Origin of the sequence: Aminobacter sp. HY435, assembly GCF_027568395.1 — a bacterium.
Lineage (GTDB): Bacteria > Pseudomonadota > Alphaproteobacteria > Rhizobiales > Rhizobiaceae > Aminobacter.
Map to the genome: position 1 here is coordinate 128,394 of NZ_JANKZL010000011.1, position 22,917 is coordinate 151,310.

The window sequence follows — 22,917 nt, forward strand, 5'->3', positions numbered from 1 at the left end:
TGCCCTATTCCCTCAGTCCCCGTACGGCACCCAGACGTTCTTGACCTCGACGGCGCGGCGCAGGAAGGCGTCGCCTTGGGCTGTCTGCCAGTCGAGACTGCGGCCGTGGCCGGTCCAGACGCGCTTGAGATTGCCTATCGATTCCGCCTCGGCTTTCGCACAGATTTCGGCCTCGGCGACGACCCACAGACCGTCGACGTCGTCGTGCTTGGCGAGCACTGCCGAAAGCTCGGCGGTGTGGCCGGTGACGATGTTGATCGCGCCCGCCGGAACGTCGGAATATTCGATCACCTGGTAGAGATCGGTGGCGACAAGCGGCGCCGTCGTCGAAGGCACCAGCACCACCGTGTTGCCCATGGCAAGTGCAGGGGCGACCAGCGAGATCAGCCCGAGCAGCGGCGCCTCGTCAGGCGCGACGATGCCGATGACGCCGACCGGTTCGTGCAGCGCCAAGGTCACTGTACGCGCCGGCGGCTGGTGCACCCTGCCCTCGAACTTGTCGGCCGTGCCGGCGTAGTAGAACAGCCGCTCGATCGATGCCTCTACCTCGGCCTTCGCGGCCTTGTGGCTGGCGCCGGTCAGCTCAACGATGCGGGTGGCGAACTCTTCGGCGCGGCCCGAAAGATTCTCGGCGAGATAATAGAGCACCTGGCTGCGGTTGTAGGCGGTCGCCTCCGGCCAGGCCTTGCAGGCGCGCGCCGCCGAGACCGCATCGCGGATGTCCTTGCGGCTGCCTAGGCCGACTTCGCCCGCAAGCTTGCCCTTCGGCGTCAGAACGGGGAGCGAATAGTTGCCGTCCGGGCGCACCTGCTTGCCGCCGATGAATATTTTTGCGGTGCGGTCGATGCCATGGCTTTCGCCAGCGTCGCGCGCCGCCTGCTTGGGGGCCGCCGCCGGCTTGATGACCGGGCCATGCGGCTCGCTCGGTGCCAGATATTCCTCCAGCCCCTCGCGTCCGCCCTCGCGACCAAAGCCGCTCTCGCGATAACCGCCGAAGCCGCAGGCGGCGTCGAACATGTTGGTGCCGTTGACCCAGACGACACCGGCCTTGAGCTGCGGCGCGACATGCAGCGCCAGGTTGACGTTTTCGCTCCACACCGAGGCGGCGAGGCCATAGCGCGTGTTGTTGGCGAGCTCGACAGCCTCCTCGGTGTTGCGGAAGCTCATGGTGGCGAGCACCGGTCCGAATACTTCCTCCTGGGCGAGGATGTTGGCGGGCGCGACGCCGGTCGCCAAGGTCGGCAGGTGGTAGTAGCCGGACGTTGGCACGTCCTGGTCCGGCTGCCAGCAGACGGCGCCCTGCTTCGCGCCCTCCTCGACCATGCGCCTGACGCGGTCGAGCTGGGTCCTGTCGACCAGCGGGCCGATGTCGGTGTTCTTGTCGAGCGGTGTGCCGACGCGCAGCCGGCTCATGCGTGTCTTGACCTTGGCGATGAAGGCCTCGGCAACACTCTCCTGCACCAAAAGGCGTGAGCCGGCGCAGCAGACCTGGCCCTGGTTGAACCAGATGCCGTCGACAAGTCCCTCGACGGCGCTGTCGAGATCGGCGTCCTCGAAGACGATGAAGGCCGACTTGCCACCAAGCTCCAGGGACAGCTTCTTGCCCGAACCTGCGGTCGCCTTGCGGATGATCTTGCCGACCTCCGACGAGCCGGTGAAGGCGATCTTGTCGATGCCGGCATGGTTGACGATCGCCGCCCCCGCCTCGGGTCCGCCCTGGACGATGTTGACCACGCCCTTGGGCACGCCCGCGCGTTCGCAGATCTCGGCAAACAGGATCGCCGTCAGCGGCGTGAACTCGGCCGGCTTCAGCACAACGGTACAGCCGGTGGCGAGCGCCGGGGCGATCTTCCAGGCCAGCATCAGCAGCGGAAAATTCCACGGGATGATCTGGCCGACGACACCGGCTGGCTTGCGGCCGGGGAATTCCTTGTCCAGCGATTGGGCCCAGCCGGCATGGTGGATGAAGTGGCGGATCGCCAGCGGCACGTCGATGTCGCGGCTCTCACGGATCGGCTTGCCGTTGTCGAGGGTTTCCAGCACGGCAAGCAGGCGCTGGTGGCGCTGCATGGCGCGGCCGATGGCATAGAGCACTTTTGCACGCTCATAGCCTGACGCGGCGCTCCACTTGGGCAGCGCTTTGCGCGCGGCGGCAACGGCGGCCTCGATGTCGGCAGCACCGGCATCGGAGACCTTGGCCAGAAGCTTGCCACTGGATGGATCTTCGGTGTCGAAAGTCTTGTCGCCAACAGCCGCGCGCCAATCGCCCGCAATGAACAGCGACTTCGAGAAGTCGCGGGCTGCGAGCCAGGTATCGGCTTCGTTGCGGGCCTCGGGGGCCGGGGCGTAGTCCATGGCGTGATATCGTTCGAGGATGTTCATGAGAGGCTCTCCCTTACCCTCCCCCCAAGATCCAAACCAATCTTCGGGGAGGGTGGCCCGAAGGGCCGGGTGGGGGTCGTTGATCGTTACGCGGTCGAAACTAGGTCTGCTGTCGAGCTTCACCCCCACCCCGCGCCTGCGGCGCGATCCTCCCCACAAGGAGGGTAAGGGGGCGCAGCCTCACGCCATGGCGTGGCGGTGGTTGGCCGAGTAGCGGCCGCTGACATGGTGTTCGAGCTGGCGCTCGATGTCGGTCAGCAAACTGGACGCGCCGAAGCGGAACAGCTCCGGTTCCAGCCAGGGCCGGCCGAGCTCTTCCTTCATCAGGATAAGCCAGTCGAGCGAGACCTTCGCCGTCGAGATGCCGCCTGCCGGCTTGAAGCCGATGAGGGTGCCGGTCTGCTCGTGATAGGCGCGGATGGCGCGGACCATGGCGAGGCCAACGGGCAGCGTCGCGTTGACGCTTTCCTTGCCGGTCGAGGTCTTGATGAAGTCGGCGCCCGCCATCATCGCCACCATCGAGGCGAGCGTGACATTGCGCAAGGTCGCGAGATCGCCGGTGCCGAGGATGACCTTGAGATGCGCCTCGCCACAGGCGGCGCGCATCGCCTTGATCTCGTCGTAGAGCTCCTGCCACTTCGCGCCGAACACCAGCCCGCGCGGAATGACGACGTCGATCTCGTCGGCACCGTCGGCGACAGACGCCTCGATCTCGGCGAGACGCGTCGGCAGCGGCGCAAGGCCATGCGGAAAGGCCGTCGAGACGGCCGCGACATGGATGCCCGATCCCTTCACCGCATCGACGGCAGTCGCGACAAACGGATGATAGACGCAGACGGCGGCCGGCCGGATCACCGTGTCGCCAAGCCCGAGCGCCTCGGTCAGGTCGCGCCGCAGCGGGTTCAGCGCCTTGGCGCAGAGCCGGCGCACGCGCTCGTCGGTGTCGTTGGAGTTGAGCGTCGTCAGGTCCATCAGCGAGATCGACCTGAGCAGCCAGGCAGCCTGGTTGTCGGCCTTGATCGAACGCCGCTTGGTCAGCGTGCCGACCCGCCGCTCCAAGGCCGAGCGGTTGACGCTGCGCATCGATTCCAGAAAGCCCATGTCCAGCGCCATGCCGGGATTGCGCGCAATCGCGTGCGTGTCGGCCGCGTTGGCAGCCTGGCGCGTCGGCAAAGGCGTGATGGTGGCCGACGTCTCTGCTTCGCGCGGATTGCCGCTCATCTGACTGCCTTTCCTCCCGATGCCTGGCCTTCAGCAATGCTGTGGCCGGCGTAACATCTTAGGCGCCGCTTGGCGCGGCACGACAAAGAATAGCCCGTGTAGCTAGGCTCCACGAGTCCCCGGGTGGAAGATAGACGAAATTCTGGAACGGCGCAGCGTTATTTTGACCAGATGGTCAAGCGCCGGACCGCCTGGCGATCCGGCTTTGACGGCGGCTTCAGCCGACGAAGGCGCGTTCGACGACGAAGGTTCCCGGTTCGTGCAGCGAGCCTTCGACGAAGCCCAGGCTCTCGGCCAGTTCCTTGACGTCCTTCAGCATGTGCATCGAGCCGCAGATCATGATGCGGTCGGTTTCAGGATCGAGCTTGTCGATGCCGAGATCGCTATAGAACTTGCCCGACGAGATCAGCGCGGTGATGCGGCCCATCCGCTCGGATTCCTCACGCGTCGTCGAATTGTACAGCGTGACGCGACCATGGGTCAGCTCGCCGATCAGCGGATCGCTCTCGAGATTGGCGACCAGTTCCTTGCCGTAAACCAGTTCGGCGACATCGCGGCAGGTGTGGGTGAGGAAAACGTGCTCATAGCGTTCATAGGTGTCGGGGTCACGCAGCAGGCTGGCGAAAGGTGCGACGCCCGTGCCGGTCGAGATCATGAACAGGCGCTTGCCCGGGGTCAGCGCGTCGAGCACCAGCGTGCCCGTTGCCTTCTGGCGGATCAGGATGGTGTCGCCCGGCTCGATCTTCTGCAGCTCCGAGGTCAGTGGACCATCCGGCACCTTGATCGAGAAGAATTCGAGCTCGTCATCCCAGGACGGGCTGGCGACCGAGTAGGCGCGGTAGACCGGCTTCTCGGCATTGGGCAGGCCGATCATGACGAACTCGCCGGAGCGGAAGCGCAGCGACTGGGGACGGGTCACGCGGAAGGCGAACAGGCGATCGGTGTAATGCTTCACCGAAACCACGGTTTCGGCGTAGACATTGGCCGGAATCGGAAACTGAAGCGGCTTGGCTTCCGCCGTGTTCAGCGCTGCTGCGGTGTTCATCGATCAAACCTCTCGCCATCTGGCGGTAGTCATGCTCGTCGGCGCGTCGGCAGTTTTTTGATCCGGCACGCTGCGGAAAAACAGGCAATTCATGGGGCCTTGTCGAGCATATTAATTAGTATACAAATGATATGATCGTCAAGATTGTGGCATAAAACGCCTTTCTAAACTGGCACATGAACGTAGTCCGCTTGTTTCGGGTTTAGTCCATGGTCGAGAAAATTCCCGCATTGGCGGGAGACGTTGTGGCAGGCATCGACGTCGGGGGAACGTTCACCGACTTGCTGCTTCTCGACCGCGACAATGCGGTGCGCATCGCCAAGACCCCGACGACGGTCGACAACCAGGCGCATGGCGTGGTCGCGGCCCTTGCGGCGACGGGCTTTCCGATTGCCGAAATCGACCTCATCGTCCACGGCACCACTACCACCACCAACGCTGTACTGGAACGCCGCCTCGCCCGCACCGGCATGATCACCACGCGCGGCTTTCGCGACGTGATCGAACTCGGGCGGCGCACGCGGCCCCAGCCCTACGGCATGACCGGGGTGTTCGTGCCGGTGATCCCGCGCAATCTGAGGCTAGAGGTGACGGAACGCGTCGAGGCGTCAGGCCGGGTGCGCGAGCCGCTCGACGAGATCGAACTGCGGGCCGCTGTGGCGGCGCTTGTCGCCGCCGGATGCGAGTCCCTGGTGATCCACTTCCTGCACGCCTACGCCAACCCCGATCACGAGCGCCGCGCCGCCGAGATCGCCGCCGAGACCTGGCCGAACGGGCACATCACGACTGGCCATTCGCTGCTGTCGGAAGCGCGCGAGTTCGAGCGCGGCGTCACCGCCTCGGTCAACGCCGCCGTGCAGCCGATCCTCGAGCGCTATGTTGCGCGCCTGCGCGACGAGCTTGCAGCGCGCGGCTACGACCGCGACTTCCTCGTCATGAACGGCAATGGCGGCATGATCTCGGCGCGCTTCGTGACGCGCGAGGCGGCCAAGACGGTGATGTCCGGCCCGGCTTCCGGGGTGATCGCCGCCGCCTATACCGGCAAGCGGGCGGGGTTCGAAAACCTCGTCACCTACGACATGGGTGGCACGTCGACCGATGTCGCGCTGATCCGCCATGCCGAGCCGGCAGTGTCAAACGAGATCGAGATCGAATATGCGATGCCGATCCATGTGCCGATGGTCGCGGTTCATACGGTCGGCGCCGGCGGCGGCTCGATCGCGCGCGTCGATGCCTCCGGCCTGATCCAGCTCGGTCCCGAGAGCGCCGGGGCCGATCCCGGGCCGATCTGCTATGGCCGCGGCGGCTCGGACCCGACGATCACCGACGCCAATCTGGTGCTTGGCCGGCTCGATCCGAAGAAGCTGCTGTCGGTCGCGAACCCGACGACGGTGGCGGCGGTGCGCGAGATATTCGAGCACCGGATCGGCAAGACGACCGGGCTCGACGGCACGGCCGCCGCCGGCGCTGTGCTGCGGCTCGGCAACATCAAGATGGCCGGCGCCATCCGCATGGTCTCGGTGGCGCGTGGCCACGATCCGCGCGATTTCACGCTCTTCGCCTTCGGCGGCGCGGGACCGCTGCATGCCTCGGCGCTGGCCCGCGAACTCGGACTGCCGCGCGTGCTTGTCCCGGCAAGGCCCGGCATCACCAACGCGCTTGGCTGTGTCGTCGCCGACATGCGGCACGACTTCGTCAACACCGTCAACCAGCCGGTGGCAGTCCTCGACGAACAACGCGCGCGCGATATCCTGGCGCGCCACAGGGCGGATGGCGAGGCGCTCATCGCCAAGGAGGCGATCCGGCCGCAGAGCATCCGCGTCAGCCATTCCGCCGACATGCAGTTTGTCGGGCAAACGCACATCATCAACGTGCCGCTGCCGTCGGCCGAGGTCGAACGCGCGACGCTGCAGGCGCTGTTCGAGAAGGCCTATTTCGCCCGCTTCAGGGTCGAGCTGCCGGAAATCCGCGCCAACCTCGTCAACCTCAATACGTCGGTCACTGGTGTCCGCCCCGACATCGATCTTAGCCGGCTCATCGATCCCGCCGGCCGGGCGGCGACGCTCGACGGCGCGCTGCGCGAGGTCCGCCCGGTGTGGTTCGACGGCGCCTGGCTGGACACCCCGGTCTATCTCAGGGAAAAGCTGCCGCTCGAGGCGCGATTCACTGGGCCGGCGATCCTCGAGCAGATGGACGCCACGACCGTGCTGGAGCCCGGCGACAGTGCCTGGTCGGACAAGGACGGGAACATCATCGTCGAGGTGGGACAGGGATGATGCCACGCAAGCACCCCCACTCCGCCTCGCTGCGCTCGGCACCTCTCCCCCTGCCCGGGGGAGAGGAAAGACCGGCGGCGATCCGGCCTCTCGTCATCTCATCCGTCGAACCAGCTCCTTTCCACTCCCCCGTCGAACGGGGGAGAGGTGCCGAGCGCAGCGAGGCGGAGTGGGGGTCGACGTCTCAAGCGCAAACCTCTCCAACACCCCGCGAGGCTACCCCATGAGCCTCGATGCCATCACCCTCTCCGTCATCCAGGCGGCGCTGCAGCAGACCTGCGACGAGATGGACCTGACGTTCTCGCGCGCCGCCTTCTCGCCTGTCATCGCCGAGGCCAACGACCGCTCGGACGGCATCTACTCCGCCGTCGATGGCGCGCTGATCGCACAGGGGTCGCAAGGCCTGCCGGTGTTCGTCGGGGTGATGCAGCACTCGACCAGGACGATCATCGAGATGATATCGGACGGACGCTGCCTGCCGCCGGAAGACGGCGACATCTACATCGTCAACGACCCCTATCTCGGCGGCACGCATCTGATGGACGTGCGTTTCGCCATGCCGGTGTGGCGCGGCGGAACGATATTTTGCTGGCTGTCCAACACCGGCCATTGGCCCGACATCGGTGGCGCGGTACCCGGCGGGTTCTCGGCTTCGGCGACTGCAGTCGAGCAGGAAGGCCTGCGCCTGCCGCCGGTCAAGCTGTTCAAGAAGGGCGTGATGGATCCCGAGATCTACGCCATCATCTGCTCCAACATCCGCGTCGCCGACCAGCGCATCGGAGATATCCGCGCCCAGGCAGCGGCACTTCACGTCGGCCAGGAGAGACTGTTCCAGATCCTGGACCGTTACGGTGACGAAACGGTGACCGAGGCGATTGCGGAGCTTCGAAGGCGCGCCGCCGACCAGATGCGGGCGCACATTTTTGCCCTTCCCGACGGCGTCTACCGCGCCACGGCATTCGTCGATTCCGACGGGGTCGTCGACGAGCCGCTGACGATCGCGCTATCGGTCGACAAGCGCGGCGACACGCTGACCTTCGATTTCGCCGGCTCGTCGAAGCCGTGCGCGGGACCGATGAACAGCGTGCTGGCGACGACCTTGTCATCGGTCTATCTCGCCATGCGCCATATCTTCCCCGACGTGCCGATCAGCGCCGGCGCCTTTGAGCCGCTGACGGTGAAGCGCCCCGAGGGGACCTTTCTCGACGCGCGCTACCCGCGTCCGGTCTCGGGCTGCGCCGCCGAGGTTTCGCAACGTATCGCCGAGGCGGTGTTTGCCGCGATGGTCCAGGCCGCACCCGACAAGGTGACGGCCGCACCCGCCGGTTCGAGCGGCAATTTTGCGCTGGGCGGCAACGACCCGGCGCGCGGCCGCGACTACGTCATGTACCAGATTTCCGGCGGCGGTTACGGCGGCAACGCCGATCACGACGGCCTGTCCAACGGCTGCTCGACCATCGGCATCTCGAAGTCGCCGCCGGTCGAGATCATGGAGCAGGCCTTCCCGGTGCTGTACCGGCGCTATGCGCTGCGCGAGGGGTCGGGCGGCGCGGGCAAACAGCGCGGCGGCTTTGGCCTCGACTACGAGATCGAGCTGCTGCGCGGCGAGGCGCGCGCCTCCTTCGTCATGGATCATGGCCGCTTCGGCCCCCAGGGCGCGCTCGGCGGCGGCGACGGCGCGGTCAATTCCGTGACGGTCATCCGCGACGGCAAGGCGCATGTGCCGCCGCATCTGTCCAAGGAACAGGACATAGCGCTGAAGGCCGGCGACCGGGTGAAGGTCGGCACGCCGGGCGGCGGCGGTTATGGCGATCCGCTGACGCGCGACCCGGCGCTGGTGCTGCGCGATGTCGAGCTCGGCTACTACACGCCCGAGCAGGCGGCTGAGATGTTCGGGGTGGTGGTTGGAGATGGCGGCGTGGACGCCGCGGAGACGGAGCGGTTGAGGCTGCGTTGAAATTGCGCCTCACCGCCTTCCCTGCACTGGAAACCACCCCCGCCCGTAGGCTTGGGCAATCAGCCCAGAAGCTTGCCGTCCTCGCCAAAGCGATAGGTCCGCGCCGCATCGGGCGTGGCATAGAGCGTGGCGCCCGGCCCGGTCTGGTATTCGCCAAACAGGCGGATGGTGACGAGGCCGGCCTTTTCTGTTTCCAGGAAAACGTTGGTGTCGGCTCCAAGATGCTCGGCGTGGATGACGGTTCCCTTCCACGCACCCTCCGTCTGGCTGACCGCGATGTGCTCAGGGCGTACGCCGATGGTCCTGGCGGTTTCACCCAGCCGCTCGCCGTCGATGAAGTTCATCTTCGGCGAGCCGATGAAACCGGCGACAAACAGGTTCGCCGGCTTGTTGTAGAGCTCCATCGGCGCGCCGACCTGCTCGACCTTGCCGGCATTGAGCACCACGATGCGGTCGGCCAGCGTCATCGCCTCGACCTGGTCGTGAGTGACGTAGATCATCGTCGCCTTCAGCCTGTTGTGCAGCTGGGCGATCTCGAGCCGGGTGTTGACGCGCAGCGCCGCGTCGAGGTTCGACAGCGGCTCGTCGAACAGGAACAGCTTGGGCTCGCGGACCAGAGCGCGGCCGATGGCGACGCGCTGACGCTGGCCGCCGGACAGCTCGGCCGGACGGCGCTTGAGATAGGGCTCCAGCGACAGCATGGCCGAGGAGGCGGCAATGCGCTTGTCGATCTCGGCCGCCGGCGTGCCGGCCTGCTTGAGGCCGAGCGCCATGTTGTCGCGCACGGTGAGATGCGGATAGAGCGCATAGGTCTGGAACACCATGGCGATGCCGCGGTTCGACGGCGGCACGTTGTTGACCCGCTTCCCGTCGATCAGCACGTTGCCGGAGGAAAGGTCCTCGAGCCCGGCGATGATGCGCAGAAGCGTCGACTTTCCGCAGCCCGACGGGCCGACGAACACGACGAATTCACCGTCCCTGACGTCGAGGTCGATGCCCTGGAGCACCTCGACCGGGCCGAAGGACTTCTTGACGTTTTCGATCTTGAGAGATCCCACAGGCTCTTCCTTTTCGATGTTCCCTGCGCACGATGCCAGCCGGAAGGTGTCGAGCCTTCCGGGGCCATGCTCTAAAGCTTGACGGCGAGACCGGTGCGGACGCTTTCGTCCGCAGCCAGGCAGACGCGCAGCGATTTGACAGCGTCCGCCATGTGGCGGGTGAGGTCGATGTCTTCGCGGATGGCCTTCAGCACGAAGGCCTGCTCGCGGTCACAGAGCCCCTGATGGCCGGGCTCGTCCTTCATCGACAGGTCCTCGTCGGCGTGGACGAAGTTGCCGTCGGCGCCGAGTTCGGCGCGGTGGACGCGGATCATGCTGGTCTTGGTGTGGGAATCGACGTCGTCGGACTTGGTCGCAGCCTCGTTGACGACGATCGAAACGCTGCCCTTCGGCGAGATCACATCCTTCACGAAAAAGGCGGTCTCCGACATCATCGGTCCCCAACCGGCCTCGTACCAGCCGACCGAACCATCGGCGAACAGCACCTGGAGGTGGCCGTAATTGTACATCGCCGGATCGATATCGTCGGTCATGCGCAGGCCCATGCCACGCACCTCAACCGGCTCGGCGTCGGTGATCTGGCACATGACGTCGAGATAGTGCACGCCGCAGTCGACGATCGGCGAGGTCGTCTTCATCAGCTGCTTGTGGGTGTCCCACTTGTGGCCGGAAGACTGCTGGTTGAGGTTCATGCGGAAGACATAGGGGCCGCCAAGGGCACGCGCTTCGCCGATCATCCTCATCCATGAGGGATGGTGACGCAGGATATAGCCGATCACCAGCTTGCGGCCGTTGGCCTTGGCGCAGGCGACGACGCGCTCGGCATCGGCGACAGTGGTCGCCAGCGGCTTTTCGAGGAAGACGTGGCAGCCGGCCTCCATCGCCATCACCGCATAGTCGGCGTGACTGTCGGAGTAGGTGTTGATCGAGGCGACGTCGGGCTTCAGCTCGCGGATCGTGCCTTCGAACGAGCGCTGGATGCCATAGCCTTCCATGCCATCAGGCAGCGGCACGTCGGAACGGTTGACCAGCGCGGCAATCTCGAAGCCAGGGTTGTTGTGATAGGCCAGCGCGTGGCTGCGACCCATGTTGCCGAGACCGGCGACGACGACACGAAGGGGTTTTTCAGTGGTCACTTGACTGCTCCGGAAGTGATGCCGCGGATGAGCTGCCGCGAGAAGAAGAGGTAAAGGACAAGCACCGGCAGGATGGCCAGCGACAGGGCCGCCAGCACGGCGTTCCAGTTGGTGACGAACTGGCCGATGAACACCTGGGCGCCCAGCGTCACCGTCTTGGTCTGTTCGGATGGCGCCAGGATCAGCGGGAACCACAAATCGTTCCAGATCGGGATCATGGTGAACACCGCGACCGTCGCCATGGCCGGACGCACCAGCGGCAGCACGAGGCGGAAGAAGATGCGGTATTCCGAGAGCCCGTCGATGCGGCCGGCGTTCTTCAGGTCGTCCGACACCTGCTTCATGAATTCAGACAGGATGAAGACGGCCAGCGGCAGGCCTTGCGCGGTGTAGACCAGGATCAGCGCGGTCAGCGTGTTGACCAGGCCCGAGGCCACCATCAGCTGCAGGATGGCCACCGTGCCGAGGCGGATCGGGATCATGATGCCGAGGGCCAGATAGAGCCCCATCATGGTGTTGCCCTTGAAGCGGTATTCCGACAGCGCAAACGCCGCCATCGCACCGAACAGCAGCACCAGAAACAGCGACACGACCGTAACCGTCAGGCTGTTCTGGAAATACTGGACGAAATCGCCCTGGGCCATGACCGTCTTGTAGCCGATCAGGTCGAACGTCTCGGATGTCGGCAGCGCCAGCGGCGAACGGAAGATGGCGTTGCGCGACTTGAACGAATTGACGACGATGACCAGCACCGGAAACAGCGCAATCACGGTGTAGGCCAGAAGCACCGCATGGGCGCCGATGGTGCGGGGCAGGGAAGAAGTGGCAGCCTTGCTCATGACGCCCTCAGAACTGGTAGCGGCGCAGCCGCGTCTGGATGAGGAACAGGTAGACGCAAACGCCTGTGAGGATGATGAAGAACATCATCGAGGCGATGGTCGCGCCCATGTTCGGGTCGCCGATCTGCAGCTGGAAGCCGAAGAACGTGCGATAGAGGAAGGTGCCCAGGATGTCGGTCGAATAGTTCGGGCCGGCGAGCGCCCCCTGCGCCGAGTAGATCAGGTCGAAGGCGTTGAAATTGCCGACGAAGGTCAGGATCGAGATGATGCCGATGGAGGGCAGGATCAGCGGCAGCTTGATCTTCCAGAACTGCGACATGCCGGTGACGCCGTCGCATTCGGCGGCCTCGATCACCTCGTCGGGGATCGACAGCATGGCGGCATAGATCAGCATCATCGGAATGCCGACGAACTGCCAGACCGAGATCAGGCTGAGCGCGGTCAGCGCATATTCTTCCTTGCCCAGCCACGGCACGAACAGGCTCTTGAGGCCGACCATGTCGAGCAGGCTCGGCGCCACGCCCCACAGCGGGCTGAGGATCAGCTTCCACGCAAAGCCGACGATGACGAAGGACAGGATGGTCGGGATGAAGATCGCGGTTCGGTAGAAAGCCGAAAAGCGCAGCTTCGGGCTCGACAAAAGGGCTGCGAGCACGACACCGATGGGGTTCTGCACCAGCATGTGAACGACGAAGAACCAGGTGTTGTTGCCGAGCGCGTTCCAGAACGACGCCGACCAGCGCGGATCGCCAAACAGCGTGCGGAAATTCTCCAGCCCAACAAAGACCTGGTTGTTGGCGACATCGCGGAACAGCGACAGCTGCAGCGTGCCGAACAGCGGCAGGATCATCACGGCAGTGTAAATCAGCACCGCCGGCGCCAGGAACACCGCGATGTGCCAGCGTATGGGGCGCTTGTCCCGGCTTAGCTCTGGGCTTTGCTCTAGGCTTTGCTGCGACATTTCAAATTCCCTGGTCCGGCCGGGATGGCCGTTGAACGGACTGGCGAGGATAGCTTCTTGGGCGCTTCCCGGCGTCGGCCGACGGAAGCAGTAGCGCACCTTCCGGCGCCTGCATTCAACCCCTGATTTCGGCTGTGCCGCATTCGGCGCCGCCTGAGGGGCAGGAAGCGCCGCGACGCGGCGCTTCCAACTTCGCAAGGATCAAATCCGGACGATCACTTGGCCGGCTTGAACCAGCTGTCGAGACCCTTCTGCAGTTCGGCCGCAGCGGCTTCCGGGGTTTCGGTGCCGTTGATGACGTTGGCCGACTTGACCCAGGTTTCGTTTTCGAGGTTCGGGGTGCCGCGCGACAGGACCTGATAGGTCGAGCGGATGGTCGGCTTGCACTTCTCGCGCCAGGAGACGAATTCCTGGGCCAGCGGGTCCTCCATCTTCACCGCAGCCGAATTCAGGCTGAAGAAGCCCGGCAGCGCGTTGGCGTAGATGGTCGCGAATTCCGGCGAGGCAATCCAGGACAGCAGCTTCTTCGCTGCTTCCGGGTTCTTGCTCTTGGCATTCAGGCCGACGCCGATGTCGTTGTGGTCGGAGATGTAGCAGGTGTCGCCGGCAGCCTTCACCGGCGGCGGGAAGGCGCCCATCTTGAACTGCGCCTGGGTGTTGAAGGTGGCGATTTCCCACGAGCCGGCCGGATAGATGGCGGCGCGGCCGAGCGTGAACAGGTTCTGGCTGTCCGGGTAGGTCTGCGCCTCGAAGCCGTCGCCGAGATACGGCTTCCACTTGGCGAGCTCGGTGAACGGGGCAACCCACTGCGGATCGGTCAGCTTCTGCTCGCCCTTGATCAGCGCGAGACGGCCTTCTTCGCCCTTCCAGTAGTTCGGGCCGATGTTCTGGTAGCCCATGGTCGCGGCTTCCCAGAGATCCTTGGTGCCCATCGCCATCGGGATGTAGGTGCCGTCGGCCTTGATCTTGTCGAGTGCGGCGTAGAACTCGGCCTCGGTCGCCGGCGGGGTGATGCCGAGCTTGTCGAAGGCTTCCTGGTTGTAGATGAAGCCATGGATGACGGAGGCCATCGGCACGCAGAAGCTGGCCTTGCCGTCGTCGGTCTGCCAGGCGGACTTGGCCACCGGCGAGAAGTTTTCCATGCCGGCGAGCGTCGTCAGGTCGGCGAGATGGCCCTTGTTGAAGAGCTCGAGCGACGCGTCAAACGGGCGGCAGGTGATGAGGTCACCCGCCGAGCCGGCGTCGAGCTTGGCGTTCAGCGCCGCGTTGTATTCGGTCGGAGCCGAAGGCGAGAACACGACCTTGATGCCGGGGTTCTTGGCTTCGAACGCCGGGATCAGCTTCTCCTGCCAGATGGCGAGGTCGTCGTTGCGCCAGCTTTCGATCGTCAGCGTGGTGTCCTGGGCGAGCGCGATCCCGGCGGAGCCGAGGATGCTGGACGCCATCAGAAGTCCTGTAAGCAACCTGTTTGTCATTTCCATTCTCCCAGTTAATTCTCTCGGGCCTCTACTGATGAGAGCCTCTGCTCCCCTCGAGCTTCGAAAGGGCCGGCCTGAGCTTGTGGTCCGTCCCTTCAAGAAGTCTGTTTGCCGCCTCCAGGCTGGCGGCCCCCGCCGCCAGCAGGATCGCAATCTTGACCGAGCCGCCGCTCCGTTCGAGCAGCGCCTGCGCTTCGCCCGGCTCGCAACCGGCAACCGCCGCGACAATGCGGGCGGCGCGCTCGTGCAGCTTGATGTTGTCGGCGACGAGATTGACCATGTAGCCGTCATGGACGTGGCCAAGCCGGATGGCGGCCAGCGTCGACATCATGTTGAGGGCAATCTTCTGAGCCGTGCCGGCGCCCATGCGGGTCGAGCCGGCGACCACTTCGGGCGGCGTCGCCAGCAACACCGACGTCTCGGCGAGACCGAACATCGGCGCGCCGGAATTGTTGGCGATGGCAATAGTCGCGGCGCCGCGGCGTCGCGCTTCCTCCAGCGCGCCCATGGCGAAAGGCGTCGAGCCACTGGCCGAAATGGCAATCAGGCAGTCGCCCTTGCCGAGCCCGGTCGCGGCGACATCCCGGACCGCCTGGGCGCTGTCGTCCTCGGGCGCGCCGGCCAGATTGACCAGCGCCTCGGCGCCGCCGGCAAGCAGGATGAACACGCGTTCGCGCGGGATGCCAAAGGTGCCGGGCAGTTCGAGCGCATCGGCAAGCGCCATCAGTCCGGAGCTTCCAGCCGCGGCATAGACCAGCCGTCCGCCGGCGGCGAGGCTGGCAGCAACCTTCTCGGCGGCTTCGGCAATTTCGGGGATGGCAGCATGGACAGAACGGGCCGCGTCGGCCTGGGCGTCGGCAAGCAGGCGCAGAATGGACTCGGGCGCCTGGGCATCAATGCCCTGGGCGTCTTTATGCACCGCTTCCGTACGCCGTGGCGCCATCCTGTATCTCCCTTGAATTGACAATACCAAAAAAATACCACTTGTCCATAGGCGTTAACAAATTCCTTTGCTGCAATGCAAGGCAGTTCGAAAAATCCATAAAATTCAACAAATCAGCCGGGCAATACCAGTGGCGGGAATTTAGCGCTTGGATATTGGTATTTTATTGGTATCATCACGCCAAGGAGACAACACCGTGGATCTAGTGCTCGGGATAGATGGCGGCGGCACCGGGTGTCGGGCTGCCGTGGCGACCGCATCCGGCGACATTCTTGGTCGCGGCCGCGGCGGACCGGCCAATATCCGCACGGACCTCGCAGGCGCCAGCCACAACATCGTCGAAGCCGCCCGCATGGCCTTCGCAGATGCCGGCCGCGACCCGGCCCTGATCGGCTCGACGCCCGCCGTGCTTGGCCTCGCCGGCGCCAATGTCGGCGACTACAGGCAGCGGCTGATCGCTGTGTTGCCGTTCAGCCAGAGCGACGTCGAAAACGATTCCACCATTTCGCTGGAAGGCGCGCTTGGCGCGCATGACGGCGCCATCGCCGCGCTCGGCACCGGCACCGTCTACCTGGCTCGCCAGAACGGTCGGCTGCGCCCGCTCGGCGGCTGGGGCTTCCAGGTCGGCGACCTCGGCAGCGGCGCGCGCATCGGGCGCGACCTGCTGCAGGAAACGCTCCTTGTCCATGACGGCATCCATGCCGGTTCGCCGCTGACCAGCATCATGCTCGAGCGCTTCAACAACGATCCCGGCGAGATCGTCGAATTCACCACCTCGGCCAAGCCTGCCGACTATGGCGCCTTTGCGCCGATGGTGTTCGAGCATGCGGCAACGGGCGATGCCATCGGCGCCCGCCTCGTTGATCGTGCTGTCGCCGACGTCGAGGAAACGCTCGCGGTCTTCGACCTGTCGCCGTCGCAGCGGCTGTGCCTGCTTGGCGGTCTCGCAGGCCTCTACGCGCCACGGCTTGGCGAACGCTACCGCACCATCCTGCATGCACCGCTGCAAGACGCGCTCGGCGGCGCGGTGGCGATGGCGGCGAAACGCTTCGGCCCTGCGGGAGGCGGCCATGGATGAAACTGCCGAAAGGATTTTCGCCGCCCTGCGCGACGTCAGCCAAAGCGGCGCGCCGCTCTACCTGCAGCTCAAGAAGAACATCGAGGACGCCGTCAAGCGCGGCCTGATCGGGCCTGGCGATGCCCTGCCCTCGGAGCGCGACATCGCCGCCCAGGCCGACATTTCCCGCGTCACCGTGCGCAAGGCGGTGCAAGACCTGGTCAAGTCGGGCGTGCTGATCCAGCGCCACGGCTCCGGCACCTTCGTCGCCCCGCGCATGGAGCGCGTCGAGCAGTCGCTGTCGCGGCTGACCTCGTTCACCGAAGACATGGCGCGGCGCGGCATGACCGCCCGCTCGCAATGGCTCGACCGCGGCATCTACAGCGCCTCGCCCGACGAAATGATGGTGCTTGGGCTGTCGTCGAGCGAGCTCGTCTCGCGGCTCAGCCGCCTGCGCATCGCCGACGACACGCCGCTCGCCATCGAACGTGCAACTATTTCGGCTTCCGTGCTGCCCGACCCTCGTGAAGTCACATCTTCGCTCTATATGGCATTGGGCAAGACAGGCCACAGGCCGGTGCGCGCGGTGCAGCGCATTTCGGCTGTCAATCTCAGCGAGGCCGATGCAGCACTTCTGGCTGTGCCGGTCGGCTCGGCCTGCCTGCAGATCGAGCGCATTTCGTATCTCGGCACCGGCAAGGTGATCGAGTTCACCAAGTCGATCTATCGCGGCGACGCCTATGATTTCGTCGCCGAACTGAGACTGCCCGGCCCGGATGGGCAAGAAGGAGAAAGTACTTGAACGCGATTACCCATATGCGGCGCGAAATCGCCGAAATCCCCGAGGCGACAACTCGCCTGCTGGAAGGTTCGGCCAAGGAACTCGCCGAGACGGGCGAACACCTCAAGCGCGCCAACCCACGCTTCGTCACCACCGTCGCCCGCGGCTCCTCCGACCACGCCGCCTCTTTCCTCAAATACGCCATCGAGCTCAACGCCGGCCTGCCGGTCGCCTCCATCGGCCCGTCGATCTCGTCGATCTATGGCGCCAGGCTGAAGCTCGCCGATTCCGCCTGCCTGGCCATCTCGCAGTCGGGCAAGAGCCCCGACATCGTCGCCATGGCCGAGGGTGCCCGCGCCGGCGGCGCACTGACGATCGCGCTGACCAACACCGCCGGCTCGCCGCTGGCGGAAGCCTCCGACCACGCCATCGATATCCGCGCCGGGGTCGAAAAGAGCGTCGCCGCGACCAAGACCTTCGTCAATTCGGCGGTCGCCGGCCTCGCCGTGCTCGCCCACTGGACCGGCGACGACAAGCTTTTGGCCGCGCTCAAGGCGCTGCCCGAGCACTTCGCCAAGGCCGTCGACTGCGACTGGATGGGCATAGCCGGCGAGCTGACCGACGGCAATTCGCTGTTCATCCTCGGCCGCGGCCCATCGTATGCCATCGCCAACGAGGCGGCGCTGAAGTTCAAGGAAACCTGCGCCATGCATGCCGAGTCCTACAGCGCAGCCGAGGTCATGCACGGCCCGCTGGCGCTCGTCCGGCCCGGCTTCCCGGTGCTGGCGCTGGCGGCGCGCGATGCTTCCGAGCCGTCCATTGCCGAAGCTGCCGACGGACTCGCCGACCGCGGTGCCGCGATCCACATCACCTCGTCGCTGGCCAGGAAGGCCAAGGTTCTGCCGCATGTCGCCACCGGCCACCCGCTGACCGATCCGCTGATGCTGATCGCCTCGTTCTACGGTTTCGTCGAGGCCTTCGCCCGCCACCGTGGCCTCAACCCCGACAGCCCGCCAAACCTGCGGAAAGTGACCGAAACGATATGAGCGAACGTCTAGCCATAACTGCCGGGCGCATCTTCGACGGTGACGCCTGGCACGAGGATGCCGCACTTCAGGTCGCCGACGGGCTGGTCGAGGGCATCGTCGCGCGGCGCGACATTCCCTCCGGTGCAACCGTCCGCGATGGCGGCGCGATGCTGGTGCCCGGCTTCATCGACCTGCAGGTCAATGGCGGCGGCGGGCTGATGCTCAACGACAAGCCCGACGTCGACACGCTGGAGGTGATCTGCCGGGCGCAGATGCCTTTCGGCACGACGGCGGTGCTGCCGACGCTGATCACCGACACCCGCGAGATCACCCGCGCCACCATGGCGGCTGGCGCGGAAGCATACAGCCGCAGGATGCCGGGTTTCCTCGGCCTGCATCTCGAAGGGCCGCATCTTTCGCTCGCCCGCAAGGGCGCCCACGATCCGCAGCTGATCCGCCCGATGGACGCCGACGACGAGGCAGCGCTCATCGCAGCGCGTCCGTCGATGCCGGTGCTGCTGACCACCGTCGCGCCGGAGTCGGTCAAGGCAGAGCAGGTCAAGGCGCTGGCCGATGCCGGCATCGTCGTCAGCCTCGGTCACACCGACACCAGCTATCGCACGGCCAGGGAATACGCCGAGGTAGGCGCCTCGATGGCGACGCACCTGTTCAACGCGATGAGCCAGATCGGCAATCGTGAACCGGGCCTGGCCGGCGCCGCGGTCGACAGCGGCGCCCTCTGGGCCGGACTCATCGCCGATGGCTTCCATGTCGATCCGGCGACGATGCAGATCGCGCTCAAGGCCAAGACCGGTCCGGCGCGCATCTTCCTGGTCAGCGACGCGATGGCGACCATCGGCACCGACCTCAAGTCGTTCACGCTCAATGGCCGGACGATCAAGCGCGAGAACGGCCGCCTGACGCTGGAGAACGGCACGCTTGCCGGCGCCGATCTCGACATGATCTCGGCGGTGCGCTTCATGCACGAAAAAATGGGTTTCGAGCTCGACGAAGCCATTCGCATGGCCTCGCTCTATCCGGCCCAGGCCGTCAAGCAGGACGGGCGTCTCGGCCGGCTTGCCAGGGGTTATGTGGCCAACGCCGTGCAGTTGACCGACGACCTCGACGTGTCGGGCACCTGGATCGACGGCAAGAAGGTGTTTTCCGCTTAGGCGGCCGCGGGGCAAGTCTCCGCAAAAGCCCCCTCACTGTCACGGCTTCGCCGTGCCACCTCTCCCCCACTGCGTGGGGGCGAGGAAGCCGACCTGATCCAACGTTGGAGCTGCCCCTCATCCGCCTGCCGGCACCTTCTCCCCGTAATGACGGGGAGAAGGAACGAGCGGCTACGTTGACGCCCCCCTCTCCCCGTCTTTCACGGGGAGAGGGTAAGGGTGAGGGGCAAATTCTCTAGCTCAGATCGCAGCCTTGTCGGCGGCGGCCCGGATCGCCTCGATGTTTGCGGCATAGGCCGCAGGCCCACCCTTGAACACGGCGTTGCCGGCGACCAGCACATTGGCGCCGGCGGCGGTGACCAGCGGCGCGGTCTCCGGTGTCACGCCGCCGTCGATCTCGATGTCGATCGGGCGGTTGCCGATCATCGCCTTGACGCGTTTGACCTTGTCGATGACCGCCGGAATGAAGGCCTGGCCGCCGAAGCCCGGATTGACCGTCATCAAGAGCACCAGGTCGAGGCGGTCGAGCACATATTCGATCACCGATTCAGGCGTCGACGGATTGAGCGACACGCCGGCCTTCTTGCCGAGATTGCGGATCGTCTGCAGCGAGCGGTCGAGATGCGGGCCGGCCTCGGCGTGAACCGTGATGATGTCGCAACCGGCGTCAGCGAAGGCCGCCAGATAAGGATCGGTCGGCGCGATCATCAGATGGCAGTCGAACACCTTGTCGGTGCGGTTGCGGATCGCCTTGATGACCGGCGGGCCGAAGGTGATGTTGGGGACGAAATGACCGTCCATGACGTCGAGATGGATCCAGTCGGCGCCGGCGGCGACGATCGCCTCGACCTCGTCGCCGAGCTTGGAGAAATCGGACGACAGCACCGACGGGGCGATCAGGGTTTTGTGGCTCACGTTCAGGCCTTTCCGGAAGGGCGATGTTGGGGACTGCCTAATATCAGCCGCAGCCCTTGTCGAGCCGAGAATCCCGGCACATCGCCGCAGCATCGGTGAAATCCCACTGTCGGCAGGCGGCGCGCAGAGCTCGCCGCTATGGCCCGTTCGGGCCGCCCGGCGTGCTGCCGCCGCCGCCGGTCGGGTCGCGGCCGCCGCCCTGGCGACCGGGCGAGTCAGGGCGATCGCTGCCGTTGGAGGGCTGGTGAAATGTACGGCGCGCCGGGCGGCAGTTGGGGAACTTGCCGACCGTGCCGCTCGGGCAGCCTTCGACGATCATGCACTGGCCGTTGACGAACAGCTCGCCGGCGATGCAGCCGCCATTGCCGGTGTTGGGAACGCAGCGGCCACGCACCGCCGTCGTGCCGGCCGGGCAGCCGCGCGGCGGCTTGCGGCAAACGCCATTGACCGACTGGGTGCCGCGCGGGCAGGCGCAGACGCCGTTCTTGCCGCGCACCTGGCCGGAGACCTTGCAGGCCGGCTGCCGCGCGGCCACGCATTTGCCGTTGGCCAGCGACGAACCCTTGCGGCAGACGCAACGTCCGTCCTTGGTCTTGACCTGCCCGGGCAGCAGCGTGCAGCCGCCGCCCTGCGGGAAGCTGATGGTGAAGCGGTGGCAGGCGAACGGCCCGCCGCCACTGGAACCGCCGGGGCCGCCGCCGCCGTTCAGGCCGCTGACCTGGTGGTCCGGCGGCACGGCGGCAAAGCAGTTCTGCGCCATGACGGGCGCGGTGACGCCGGCAAGGCCGCCGCCGGTCGGGATGACCACCTTCATCTTGTGCGACTGGCTCGCGCCGCCGGCGAGACTGACTCCGGCGACGCAGGACAGCGGCAACGCACCCGGCGGACAGGCCAGCGGCGGATCGATCCCGGTGACTTCGACGCCGGCGAGGCGGCCGAGGCCGTCGACGCCGATGGCGTCGGCAAGCCGGACGGGGCCGTCAAAGGGCATCGCGGACGGGTTTTCGATGGTGATCTCGAAGGTACAGGGCTGGCCGGCGCGGCAGGTCGCGTCCCCGGTCTGGCGGATGTTGAGCAACGCAGGCGTCGCGGACCCGGCAGCGGAACCAGCCGATACGACAGTGCCACCGGCCGGCGCGCCGCTGATGCCGGGCGCAGCGGCCTCGACCTTGGCCCTGACGGCGCTTGCGGCGGCAACCGCCTGGCGGCCGCAAGGGCGCCACAGCTCGACGTCGGCCAGCGGCGCGGCGTCCGCTGCCGTGCCCGTTGCGCCCATGCCTGCCGTGCCCTTGCCGATCGCGATGCGTGCTGGCGTGGAAGCCTGCCCCGGCTTGGCCGGCATAAGCAGCAGCAATGCCCCGGCGTCAGCCGCATCGCCGGTCGCGATCAAAGTCGCCGTGCAGGCTTCCGGGTCGATCCTGCCGCTGCCGTCATAACCGTAATGCAGGTCGATGCCGCCGCCGGACCTGCCCTCGGCCACGACCGCCGGCAGCCGTTTCCAGCCGCGAGTCGCCGTATCGCGGCCAAAGTGCAGCACTTCCGCCCTGCCCGCCGCCGCGCCGCTGCGGGCCATGCTCGAAAGATACATGCCGCCACTTGTGTCAAAGACCATGTCGGTGACGGGGCTTTCGGCGCCGATCTCCAGTTCGCGGCGCGCGGCGCCGCCAAGCGCGCCCGGTGCTTCGATGCCGACCGACCAGATGTCGGCCTTGTCGCCGACCGCGTAATAGAGCCGCTCGCCATGAACGGCGAGCGCCCAGACGCGACGCGCATCCTGGGTGTAGCCCCAACTGTTCGGATTGTCGCTGTCGAAGCCGGCGGCGGAAATGTCCATCGTCTTGCCGTCGTCCTTGACCTCCGCGAGACCGGCTTTCGGCCGTGCGGCAACGCCATGGTCGAAACTGTCGACGAGGCGGCCCGAAGCGTCGACGCGATGGATCAGGCCGCTATCGAGGTCGGAGGCGAAGAACTGCCGATGCGCCTTGTCGAAGGCGATGTCGGCGACGCCGGGGCCGCTGTTGGGTATCTCGGCAAATTTGGAAACCGCTCCCGAAATCCCGTCGATTCGCCAGATGGCGCCGGGGCCGCCGCCGGCCTCTTCACCGAACTGGCCGGGCATGAAGGCCGCGCCGGGAGCGCCGCGCTGCAAGGCTTGCGCCACGCCATCAGCGCCGGGCACGACGACGCGGATGCCGTGCAGAGAAGTTGCGCCGGCGTAGAGGTTTGGCGTGCCGGAGGGCGCATCGTCGCGCAAGCCGTCGTCATAGGCCAGACCGAAGACCTGCCCGATCTGTGCGGCGAGTACCTCGAACGGCTGGCGCGCCTCGACCGGTTTTCCCGCTGCCGGACCGTCGAGCGACGACAGGTCGAAGATGCGGAGGCTGGCGCCGTCGAGGTCGATAGTTTCTCCGGGCTCCGCGGCAGCGCCTTTTGCCGTGCCGGAGAATGCTGACACCGCCGCTGAGCCGGGGCGGATGATGCTCCTGTCCTGCGCCGAGGCCTGCGTCGCCAACGCCATCAAGGTCACGAGCACGGAGGCGGCGAGCGCATGAAGCCACTGCTGCGATGGCGCAACAACGGCAAGAAGCACGCGCCCACCACCGTCACGACAGCGCTGCATCAAACGCCTCCCGTTCTCATGGCCCGATCCCATGGAAGGAATTGCCGT

At 66.0% G+C, this 22,917-nt stretch carries 17 protein-coding genes; 6 read left to right on the forward strand and 11 right to left on the reverse strand.

Annotation, left to right across the window (positions count from 1 at the left end):
• Positions 1 to 12 precede the first annotated feature (12 nt).
• The 3 genes from PCJ21_RS17340 to PCJ21_RS17350 all read right to left on the reverse strand — a co-directional run bounded on the left by PCJ21_RS17340 (position 13) and on the right by PCJ21_RS17350 (position 4,648).
• Positions 13 to 2,382, reverse strand: a complete 2,370-nt coding sequence (locus tag PCJ21_RS17340) for an aldehyde dehydrogenase family protein (RefSeq protein ID WP_269932673.1) — start codon at positions 2,380 to 2,382, stop codon at positions 13 to 15.
• A gap of 180 nt (positions 2,383 to 2,562) precedes the next feature.
• A complete protein-coding gene (gene deoC, locus PCJ21_RS17345) occupies positions 2,563 to 3,603 on the reverse strand; it encodes a deoxyribose-phosphate aldolase (RefSeq protein WP_269932674.1) in 1,041 nt (346 codons plus the stop codon).
• A gap of 217 nt (positions 3,604 to 3,820) precedes the next feature.
• A complete protein-coding gene (locus PCJ21_RS17350) occupies positions 3,821 to 4,648 on the reverse strand; it encodes a ferredoxin--NADP reductase (RefSeq protein WP_269932675.1) in 828 nt (275 codons plus the stop codon).
• Between the two features lie 209 nt (positions 4,649 to 4,857).
• Here PCJ21_RS17350 and PCJ21_RS17355 point away from each other — a divergent pair, with 209 nt between their 5' ends.
• Positions 4,858 to 6,924: a hydantoinase/oxoprolinase family protein gene (locus PCJ21_RS17355; RefSeq protein WP_269932676.1), complete on the forward strand. Its 2,067-nt coding sequence runs from the start codon at positions 4,858 to 4,860 to the stop codon at positions 6,922 to 6,924.
• A gap of 223 nt (positions 6,925 to 7,147) precedes the next feature.
• Positions 7,148 to 8,881 (forward strand): hydantoinase B/oxoprolinase family protein, encoded by a 1,734-nt coding sequence (locus PCJ21_RS17360; RefSeq protein WP_269932677.1) that lies wholly within the window; start codon positions 7,148 to 7,150, stop codon positions 8,879 to 8,881.
• 59 nt (positions 8,882 to 8,940) lie between these two features.
• Here the strand turns inward: PCJ21_RS17360 and PCJ21_RS17365 are convergent, their stop codons facing one another.
• The 6 genes from PCJ21_RS17365 to PCJ21_RS17390 form a co-directional block, all read right to left on the reverse strand.
• On the reverse strand, positions 8,941 to 9,939 hold the full coding sequence (locus tag PCJ21_RS17365; protein ID WP_269932678.1) for an ABC transporter ATP-binding protein: 999 nt from the start codon (positions 9,937 to 9,939) through the stop codon (positions 8,941 to 8,943).
• 71 nt (positions 9,940 to 10,010) lie between these two features.
• Complete coding sequence (locus PCJ21_RS17370) at positions 10,011 to 11,075, reverse strand: Gfo/Idh/MocA family protein (protein ID WP_269932679.1); 1,065 nt, start codon at positions 11,073 to 11,075, stop codon at positions 10,011 to 10,013.
• A complete protein-coding gene (locus tag PCJ21_RS17375) occupies positions 11,072 to 11,914 on the reverse strand; it encodes a carbohydrate ABC transporter permease (protein WP_269932680.1) in 843 nt (280 codons plus the stop codon). The genes PCJ21_RS17370 and PCJ21_RS17375 overlap by 4 nt, the downstream gene beginning before the upstream one ends.
• 7 nt (positions 11,915 to 11,921) lie before the next feature.
• Entirely contained in the window at positions 11,922 to 12,875 is a 954-nt protein-coding gene (locus PCJ21_RS17380; protein ID WP_269932681.1) for a carbohydrate ABC transporter permease, read from the reverse strand.
• Positions 12,876 to 13,090: 215 nt separating this feature from the next.
• Positions 13,091 to 14,350, reverse strand: coding sequence for an ABC transporter substrate-binding protein (locus PCJ21_RS17385; protein WP_269932682.1), 1,260 nt, complete (start codon positions 14,348 to 14,350; stop codon positions 13,091 to 13,093).
• Between the two features lie 31 nt (positions 14,351 to 14,381).
• Positions 14,382 to 15,296, reverse strand: coding sequence for an N-acetylmuramic acid 6-phosphate etherase (locus PCJ21_RS17390; RefSeq protein ID WP_269932683.1), 915 nt, complete (start codon positions 15,294 to 15,296; stop codon positions 14,382 to 14,384).
• Positions 15,297 to 15,492: 196 nt separating this feature from the next.
• Here PCJ21_RS17390 and PCJ21_RS17395 point away from each other — a divergent pair, with 196 nt between their 5' ends.
• From PCJ21_RS17395 to nagA, 4 genes are read left to right on the forward strand one after another with little or no spacing between them, the layout of a single operon-like run.
• Positions 15,493 to 16,374, forward strand: coding sequence for an N-acetylglucosamine kinase (locus PCJ21_RS17395; protein WP_269932684.1), 882 nt, complete (start codon positions 15,493 to 15,495; stop codon positions 16,372 to 16,374).
• Positions 16,367 to 17,155, forward strand: a complete 789-nt coding sequence (locus PCJ21_RS17400) for a GntR family transcriptional regulator (protein WP_269932685.1) — start codon at positions 16,367 to 16,369, stop codon at positions 17,153 to 17,155. Before PCJ21_RS17395 ends, PCJ21_RS17400 begins: the two co-directional genes overlap by 8 nt.
• A 14-nt stretch (positions 17,156 to 17,169) precedes the next feature.
• Positions 17,170 to 18,180 (forward strand): SIS domain-containing protein, encoded by a 1,011-nt coding sequence (locus PCJ21_RS17405; RefSeq protein ID WP_269932783.1) that lies wholly within the window; start codon positions 17,170 to 17,172, stop codon positions 18,178 to 18,180.
• A complete protein-coding gene (gene nagA, locus PCJ21_RS17410; RefSeq protein ID WP_269932686.1) occupies positions 18,177 to 19,334 on the forward strand; it encodes an N-acetylglucosamine-6-phosphate deacetylase in 1,158 nt (385 codons plus the stop codon). The genes PCJ21_RS17405 and nagA overlap by 4 nt, the downstream gene beginning before the upstream one ends.
• Before the next feature lie 240 nt (positions 19,335 to 19,574).
• Here nagA and rpe read toward each other — a convergent pair whose 3' ends face one another.
• Positions 19,575 to 20,249: a ribulose-phosphate 3-epimerase gene (gene rpe, locus PCJ21_RS17415; RefSeq protein ID WP_269932687.1), complete on the reverse strand. Its 675-nt coding sequence runs from the start codon at positions 20,247 to 20,249 to the stop codon at positions 19,575 to 19,577.
• 136 nt (positions 20,250 to 20,385) lie between these two features.
• Positions 20,386 to 22,869 carry an EB domain-containing protein gene (locus PCJ21_RS17420; RefSeq protein ID WP_269932688.1) on the reverse strand — a complete coding sequence of 828 codons (2,484 nt, stop codon included), beginning with the start codon at positions 22,867 to 22,869 and terminating at the stop codon, positions 20,386 to 20,388.
• Positions 22,870 to 22,917 lie beyond the last annotated feature (48 nt).

Bases quoted from the DNA above. Each gene is read 5' to 3' on its own strand.
- PCJ21_RS17340 (WP_269932673.1), bottom strand. From the start codon at position 2,382: ATGAACATCCTCGAACGATATCACGCCATGGACTACGCCCCGGCCCCC.
- deoC (WP_269932674.1), bottom strand. From the start codon at position 3,603: ATGAGCGGCAATCCGCGCGAAGCAGAGACGTCGGCCACCATCACGCCT.
- PCJ21_RS17350 (WP_269932675.1), bottom strand. From the start codon at position 4,648: ATGAACACCGCAGCAGCGCTGAACACGGCGGAAGCCAAGCCGCTTCAG.
- PCJ21_RS17355 (WP_269932676.1), top strand. From the start codon at position 4,858: ATGGTCGAGAAAATTCCCGCATTGGCGGGAGACGTTGTGGCAGGCATC.
- PCJ21_RS17360 (WP_269932677.1), top strand. From the start codon at position 7,148: ATGAGCCTCGATGCCATCACCCTCTCCGTCATCCAGGCGGCGCTGCAG.
- PCJ21_RS17375 (WP_269932680.1), bottom strand. From the start codon at position 11,914: ATGAGCAAGGCTGCCACTTCTTCCCTGCCCCGCACCATCGGCGCCCAT.
- PCJ21_RS17380 (WP_269932681.1), bottom strand. From the start codon at position 12,875: ATGTCGCAGCAAAGCCTAGAGCAAAGCCCAGAGCTAAGCCGGGACAAG.
- PCJ21_RS17385 (WP_269932682.1), bottom strand. From the start codon at position 14,350: ATGACAAACAGGTTGCTTACAGGACTTCTGATGGCGTCCAGCATCCTC.
- PCJ21_RS17390 (WP_269932683.1), bottom strand. From the start codon at position 15,296: ATGGCGCCACGGCGTACGGAAGCGGTGCATAAAGACGCCCAGGGCATT.
- PCJ21_RS17400 (WP_269932685.1), top strand. From the start codon at position 16,367: ATGGATGAAACTGCCGAAAGGATTTTCGCCGCCCTGCGCGACGTCAGC.
- PCJ21_RS17405 (WP_269932783.1), top strand. From the start codon at position 17,170: ATGCGGCGCGAAATCGCCGAAATCCCCGAGGCGACAACTCGCCTGCTG.
- nagA (WP_269932686.1), top strand. From the start codon at position 18,177: ATGAGCGAACGTCTAGCCATAACTGCCGGGCGCATCTTCGACGGTGAC.
- PCJ21_RS17420 (WP_269932688.1), bottom strand. From the start codon at position 22,869: ATGCAGCGCTGTCGTGACGGTGGTGGGCGCGTGCTTCTTGCCGTTGTT.